The organism is Micromonospora sp. NPDC050795 (genome assembly GCF_044456785.1).
In the GTDB taxonomy this organism is placed as follows: domain Bacteria; phylum Actinomycetota; class Actinomycetes; order Mycobacteriales; family Micromonosporaceae; genus Micromonospora.
On record NZ_JBITGE010000085.1, the window covers coordinates 1 to 2,772 of the forward strand.

The following is a 2,772-nucleotide window of genomic DNA, read 5'->3' on the forward strand; positions in this document are numbered from 1 at the left end:
GTGGTAGAGCCGACGAACTCGCGGATGAACGGGTTCGGCAAGATCCGCCGCTGCACCCACCGCGACGCCACCGTCATCGACTTCTACCTGTACCTTGTGGGGTGGCTGTGGTGACTTCCCGGGTTGAGGGGGCGCTAACGCCGTTGGCGGGGGCGCTGCTGGTCCGGTTCGGGGTCGACTTCGCCGCTGCGCCCGATGATCCGCGCCCGGCTGTGGCCGGGCCTCACGCGCTCGCGCCGGCTCCCGGCAACGCCGGGCAGCTCGCCGCCCACCGGCGGCTGGTAACGCCTCCCAGCGGGCGCTACCAGCCCGCTACCAACGAGGTCGGCACCCGCCTCGCCGTCACGGTCGGTGACCCCGCACTGCGCATCGCGCCGCGCCGCCGGACGGCGGCCGACCGGTGGTGACCACCTGGACGTCAGTACGCGCCGGCCGACGCCGCGTGCACTTCGACGCCAGCGACGGCACTCACCTCGGCTACGTCGACGTGACCAGCGGCCAGCCCGGAGACGTGCACCTCGGCCGCGCCACCGAGTTCTACGCCGCCCTGGCCACCTGGCGACAGCGCAACCCCACACCGCCCCGCACCGACCCGCCCGAGCTGGTCCACAACCTCGCGCCGCCCACCGCCCCGGCCGGGCCAGTCGCCCCGCCCACCCACCTGGGTAACGACGCGTTCGGACCGCCCCCACAGGACCCGCCAGTCGGCGTAAGCATCCGCGAACGCCCAGCTCAGTGCCCCACACCACCCACCCAGCGCAGTAGACGACCAGGATGGACCGACCTGGCCGACAACCAGCCCGGACAGGGCGCGGCCGCCGTAGCCGCGCAGCTGCGCCGCGACCGGCCCGTGGTCACGTTCATCGCCCGGCTCCTGCGACTGCGCACCGACGAACGCGCCTGGCGCGTCGGCGCGGCCGGCGAGGTGAAAACCGCCGGCTACCTGCGCAAACTCACCAGCCCCGGCGGCGGCTGGTACGTCCTGCACTCCGTACCGGTCAGCACCCGAGGCACGGACATCGACCACGTCCTCATCGGACCGGCCGGAATCTTCACCATCAACACCAAGCACCACCCGCGCGGCTTCGTCTCCGCCGGCCCGGACGGCATCACCGTCAACCGCCACGCCACCGCCTACGCGGTCAAGGCGCGAGCCGAAGCTGACCGCGCCGGCCGGCTCCTGGGCGCTGCCCTCGGCCACGGCCCGATCGCCGTCACCCCGGTCATCGCCGTCGTCGGCGCCGGTGTCCGCGGTGACCACCAGCCCCTGGGCGTGACCGTCATCGCCGCGTCCAAACTCGCCCGCTGGCTCCGCCGACAGACGCCCGTCCTCACCCCGGACACCGTGACCAAACTTCACGACGTCGCTCGGCGCTCCACCACCTGGCTCCTCTGACCGGTCATCCGCGTGACCGCCCACCGGTCACCAGTGACCGAGGCTCGCGGTCATCGCCACGACCACCGCTCATCCGCCCCGACCGCCAGGGCCATCCCGCGACCACCCGGCCCGGTCACGCCATGACCGGGTCGGACCACCCGATGACCGCGCGGCGGTCACCACGATGACCGGCCACCGGCACGACCACCACCGCCGGTCACCGATGTCCACCCGCCTTGACCTGCCGCGAAGCACTGCCGCGCCCCGATGGCGAGCCACCCGACCACCACAGCACCCTGCCCTGCTGGTGCTGAACGGTCCGGCCCCTACGCCACCTCACGGCTCATCCGGCCAGGTTCTCTCCCCCCGCCCCGACCTGCACCACCTCCGCCGGTCATCTCGTGACCGGCCACCAGAGATGACCGGAGGGTCGGTAACAGCACGGCCACCACGATGACCACCCCGCGCCGCCGGTCACCACCGTGAGGCGACCCTCCGCGCCGTCGGTCACCACCATGACCGCCTGCCCCCGGTCACGGCGATGACCGCGATCGGTCACCACGACGACCGGTCACCCGAGTGACCCACCTGCAGGGGCACCCTATGTCCGACCGGTCATCGCCGTGACCACTCAGGCCGGTCACGGGACCGCCAGCGGCGGACATGGGTCTGTCAATTCAACGGCTGATCTTGGCTGTTGAGGTTGTTAGTGGTTGGCCGGGGGTGAGCCGGCCCTCGAAGGCGATCTGGAAGGCGTTCAGCGGCGCCTTCAGCGCATGGTCCACCGTTGGTGCCGCAGTCGGTGACGGGCTGAATGGATTGGGTGGTGGCGACGATGGTCAGATCCTGTTCGGCAAGCGTCGCAGACAGTTGTCGCAGGTCGGAACGTTGTCTTTCCCACAGCGCATGGCCGTCGTAGAAGCGCACCGCGTAGGTCAGCACCGCACCGGCTTCTTCGTCGTCGGTACGGCTTTCGCCACCGGGATGAGGACTGGTGTGGCGATGGCGTTTAGCGCCGAGTCGATTGTGTCGGACATGACCGGCTCGGCCAGGTTCACTCCTGTCATCGTGCATGGCGGCAGGTCGGAGATCTGCACGCCGATCCGACGGGGACGCGGAGATCCTGGTCGTGGCTGACGCCGGCTATGACGTGCCCCGAGTGGCGTTCCTCCTGCGTGACCTGCCCGTGCAGGTCCTCGCGCGGATGCGATCGGATCGGGTGCTGGGTCGGGCAGTGTCGCCCCGGCGGCCGGGAACGCTCGGCCGTCCGCCCCTGCCACGGTGTACGAGATTCGTCTTTGATCCCGCGACCTGGGGTGGGCCGGACGCGGCCACCGTCGTCGACATCCTTCTCTACGGCAGGGCGTGGGCCCGATCCTGGGACCGGTCGCACC

At 71.1% G+C, this 2,772-nt stretch carries 3 protein-coding genes and 2 pseudogenes; 4 read left to right on the forward strand and 1 reads right to left on the reverse strand.

The window, feature by feature from the left end; translation table 11 throughout:
• The 3 genes and pseudogenes from ACIBEF_RS32125 to ACIBEF_RS32135 form a co-directional block, all read left to right on the forward strand.
• Positions 1 to 96 (forward strand): annotated as a pseudogene (locus tag ACIBEF_RS32125) (IS5/IS1182 family transposase); the annotation flags it as partial.
• Between the two features lie 14 nt (positions 97 to 110).
• Positions 111 to 407 (forward strand): hypothetical protein, encoded by a 297-nt coding sequence (locus tag ACIBEF_RS32130; RefSeq protein WP_396797178.1) that lies wholly within the window; start codon positions 111 to 113, stop codon positions 405 to 407.
• A complete protein-coding gene (locus ACIBEF_RS32135) occupies positions 401 to 1,396 on the forward strand; it encodes a nuclease-related domain-containing protein (RefSeq protein ID WP_396797180.1) in 996 nt (331 codons plus the stop codon). Before ACIBEF_RS32130 ends, ACIBEF_RS32135 begins: the two co-directional genes overlap by 7 nt.
• 654 nt (positions 1,397 to 2,050) lie before the next feature.
• Here ACIBEF_RS32135 and ACIBEF_RS32140 read toward each other — a convergent pair.
• Positions 2,051 to 2,320: a hypothetical protein gene (locus tag ACIBEF_RS32140; protein WP_396797182.1), complete on the reverse strand. Its 270-nt coding sequence runs from the start codon at positions 2,318 to 2,320 to the stop codon at positions 2,051 to 2,053.
• Positions 2,321 to 2,486: 166 nt separating this feature from the next.
• On the opposite strand from ACIBEF_RS32140, the pseudogene ACIBEF_RS32145 reads away from it, so the two are divergent.
• A pseudogene (locus tag ACIBEF_RS32145) lies at positions 2,487 to 2,772 on the forward strand (transposase); the annotation flags it as partial.